This window comes from Actinoplanes sp. NPDC051633, assembly GCF_040681735.1.
Taxonomy (GTDB): Bacteria; Actinomycetota; Actinomycetes; order Mycobacteriales; family Micromonosporaceae; genus Actinoplanes.
This window is the reverse complement of sequence record NZ_JBFAZH010000780.1, coordinates 1-3,737: the sequence shown is the minus strand read 5'-3', so window position 1 is coordinate 3,737 and position 3,737 is coordinate 1. Positions and strand designations below refer to the sequence as shown.

At 72.9% G+C, this 3,737-nt stretch carries 3 protein-coding genes and 1 pseudogene; all 4 read right to left on the bottom strand.

The window, feature by feature from the left end:
• Positions 1–624 (bottom strand): ornithine carbamoyltransferase (locus AB0M20_RS31870; RefSeq protein ID WP_364304034.1); only part of this gene is annotated, 624 nt, incomplete at its 3' end.
• Positions 621–1,763 (bottom strand): acetylornithine transaminase, encoded by a 1,143-nt coding sequence (locus tag AB0M20_RS31865; RefSeq protein ID WP_364304033.1) that lies wholly within the window; start codon positions 1,761–1,763, stop codon positions 621–623. The genes AB0M20_RS31865 and AB0M20_RS31870, both read right to left, overlap by 4 nt.
• Complete coding sequence (argB, locus tag AB0M20_RS31860; RefSeq protein ID WP_364304032.1) at positions 1,760–2,626, bottom strand: acetylglutamate kinase; 867 nt, start codon at positions 2,624–2,626, stop codon at positions 1,760–1,762. The genes AB0M20_RS31865 and argB overlap by 4 nt, the downstream gene beginning before the upstream one ends.
• Positions 2,623–3,684, bottom strand: a pseudogene (gene argJ, locus AB0M20_RS31855) (bifunctional glutamate N-acetyltransferase/amino-acid acetyltransferase ArgJ); the annotation flags it as partial. The pseudogene argJ and the gene argB, both read right to left, overlap by 4 nt.
• Positions 3,685–3,737 lie beyond the last annotated feature (53 nt).

Here is a 3,737-nt window from a genome sequence, read left to right as displayed (position 1 = left end):
CAGCACCTCCACCGAGCCGCCGGTCCAGGCGGCGATCTCGGCCGCCCGGGCCACCACCGCCGGCGCCGGGTCGAAGCCGGCCGGCCCGGCCACCCGCACGTGCATGCCCGCGGTCGCCCCGGCCAGCAGGTACGAGTTCGCCATGTTGTTCGCCGCGTCCCCGACGTAGGCCAGCTTCACGCCCTTGGTGCCGCCGAGCCGCTCCCGCACGGTCTGCAGGTCGGCCAGCAGCTGGCAGGGGTGGAAGCCGTCGGTCAGCGCGTTGATCACCGGCACGGAGACGTCGGATGCGAGCTCGGCCAGCCGGTCGTCGCCGTGCGTGCGCAGCACGATCGCCGACACGTAGCGGGACAGCACCCGCCCGGCGTCGATCAGCGACTCGCCGCGCCCGAAGTGGGTCGCCTGGGTGTCCACGATGATCGGGTTGCCGCCGAGCTCGGCGATGCCGGCCTCGAACGACAGCCGGGTCCGCAGGCTGGGCTTGTCGAACAGCACGGCGACCGACTGGGGCCCGGCCAGCGGGTGGTAGTAGTACCGGTCCTCCTTCATGCGGGCGGCCAGCTCGAGGACGGCGGTCTGCTCGTCCGGCGACAGGCTGTCGTCGGCCAGGAAGTGGCGGGTCACCGGGTCACCTCCCGCAGCGCGCCGAGGAAACCGTCGGCCTGCTCGGCGCTCAGGATCAGCGGCGGCGCCAGCCGGATGACGTCCGGCTGCACCGGATTCACCAGGTAGCCCGCCTCCCGCAGCTTCGCGGCCAGGTCCGCCGAGGACGGCTGGTCGAGCACGATGCCGAGCAGCAGCCCGGCCCCCCGCACGGTGAGGCCGAGAGCCTCGGCGCCGCGCCGGATCTGCTCGCCGATCCGCTTCACGTGGTCGAGCAGCCCGTCGCCGGCGATGGTCCGGATCACCGCCAGCGCGGCGGCGCAGCTGACCGGGTTGCCGCCGAAGGTGGTGCCGTGCAGGCCGGGCGTGAACAGGTCGGCCGCCGGGCCGAAGGCGAGGCAGGCGCCGATCGGCAGCCCGCCGCCCAGCCCTTTGGCCAGCGTGACGATGTCGGGCTCGACGCCGTCGGCCTGGTGCGCGAACCAGTGCCCGGTGCGCCCGATGCCGGTCTGCACCTCGTCGAGCACGAGCAGCGCGCCGGCCGCGGTGCAGATCTCCCGGGCCGCCGCGAGGTAGCCGGGCGGCGGCACGACCACGCCGTTCTCGCCCTGTATCGGCTCGAGGACGACCATCGCCGTGTGGTCGGTCACCTCGGACCGCAGCGCCTCCACGTCGCCGTAGGGCACGAAGGTCACATCGCCCGGCAGCGGCCGGAACGGATCCGCCTTCGCCGGCTGGCCGGTCAGCGCCAGCGCGCCCATCGTGCGGCCGTGGAAACCGCCCACGGTGGACACCACGTGACTGCGCGCGGTCAGCCGGGACAGCTTGAACGCGGCCTCGTTCGCCTCGGCTCCGGAGTTGCAGAACAGCACCCGGCCGGGCCGGCCGGCCAGCGCCAGCAGCAGCTCGGCGAGCGCGACCGGCGGCTCGGCCACGTAGAGGTTGGAGACGTGCCCGAGGGTGGCGATCTGCTGGGAGACGGCCTGCACGACGGCCGGGTGGGCGTGCCCGAGCGCGTTCACCGCGATGCCGCCGAGCAGGTCGACATACTCCTTACCGTCCTCGTCGATGAGCACCGCGCCCTCGCCCTTGACCAGGGCCAGCTGCGGCGTCCCGTAGTTGTCCATCAGGGACTGGCGCCAGCGATCCCGCAGCGTCATGACGGCACCACCATGGTCCCGAATCCTTCCGAGGTGAAGACTTCCAGCAGGGTCGAGTGGGCGACGCGGCCGTCGATGACGTGGGCGGCCGACACGCCGCCCTGCACCGCGCGGAGGCAGGCCTCCATCTTGGGCGCCATCCCGGACTCCAGGGACGGCATGAGCTTCTCGAGGTCGTCGGCGGTGATCTCGGAGGTGAGCGAGCCGGTGTCCGGCCAGTTGGTGTAGAGGCCCGGGACGTCGGTGAGCACGACGAGCTTGCGGGCCTGCAGCGCGACCGCGAGGGCGGCGGCGCCGGTGTCCGCGTTGACGTTGTGCACCACGCCGTCGGCGTCGGGCGCGACGCAGGCGACGACCGGGATCCGGCCGGCCGCGATCAGGTCGTCGACGGCCGAGGTGTCCACGGCGCTCACATCGCCGACCTGCCCGATGTCGACGGTCTGCCCGTCGACGAGCGCGCCGCGCCGCGTGGCGGTGAACAGCCGCGCGTCCTCGCCGGAGAGACCGACGGCGAAGGGGCCGTGCTGATTGATCAGCCCGACCAGCTCACGGCCGACCTGGCCGACCAGAACCATGCGGACGACGTCCATGGCCTCGGGCGTGGTGACCCGGAGACCGCCCTGGAAGGACGAGGCGATGCCCAGCCTCGACAGCATCGAGCTGATCTGCGGCCCGCCGCCGTGGACGATCACCGGCTTGATCCCGGCATAGCGCAGGAAGACCACGTCGGCCGCGAAGGCGGCCTGCAGCGCGGGGTCGATCATCGCGTTGCCGCCGTACTTGATCACCACGGTCGAGCCGTGGAAGCGGGACAGCCACGGCAACGACTCGATGAGAACGGCGGCCTTCTCCTGCGGGGTCATGACGAGTAGGCCGAGTTCTCGTGCACGTACGCGTGCGACAGGTCGGTGGTCCAGATGGTCGCCGACATCTCGCCCTCGCGCAGGTGGATCCGGATCTGCACATCGCGCCCGGAGAGGTCCACCTTGGACCTGTCCTCGGCCGCCGCGCCGCCCTTGCACACCCACACGCCGTTGATCGCCACGTCGATCCGGTCGGGCTCGAAGACCGCGCCGGTGGTGCCGACCGCGGCCAGGATCCGGCCCCAGTTGGGGTCGTTGCCGAAGAGCGCGGTCTTCACCAGGTTGTTGCGTGCCACCGTGCGGCCGACCTCGACGGCATCCGCCTCGCTGGCCGCGCCGAGCACCTCGATCGCGATGTGCTTGGTGGCGCCCTCGGCGTCGGCGATGAGCTGCTGCGCGAGGTCGTGGCAGACCGCGGTGACGGCAGCGGTCAGCTCGTCCTGCTCCGGCTGCACATCGGACGCGCCGCTGGCGAGCAACAGCACGGTGTCGTTGGTGGACATGCACCCGTCGGCGTCGATCCGGTCGAAGGTCACCCGGGTGGCCGCCCGCAGCGCCTCGTCGAGCGCGTCGTTGCCGGCCACCGCGTCGGTGGTGATGACGACGAGCATGGTGGCCAGCGCGGGCGCGAGCATGCCGGCGCCCTTGGCCATGCCGCCCACGGTCCAGCCGCCCGGCCCGGTCCGGGTCGCCGTCTTGGCCACGGTGTCGGTGGTCATGATGGCCTCGGCCGCGTCCGCGCCGCCGTCCTTGGCCAGCCCTTTGGCCGCGGTCGCGACGCCCGGCAGCAGCTTGTCCATCGGCAGCAGCTCGCCGATCAGGCCGGTCGAGCAGACCGCCACGTCGCCCGGGCCGACCAGCATCGGCTTGGCCCCGCCGCGCAGCACCGCCGCGGTGTGCTCGGCGGTGGCGTGCGTGTCGCGGAAGCCCTGGGTGCCGGTGCACGCGTTGGCGCCGCCGGAGTTGAGCACCACCGCGCGGACCACTCCACCCTTGAGCACCTGCTCGCTCCACAGCACCGGCGCGGCCTTCACCCGGTTGCCGGTGAACACGCCGGCCGCGGGCCGCCGCCTTCGAGCCCCGGGTCGCCGCCGTCGCCGGCATCAGCGGG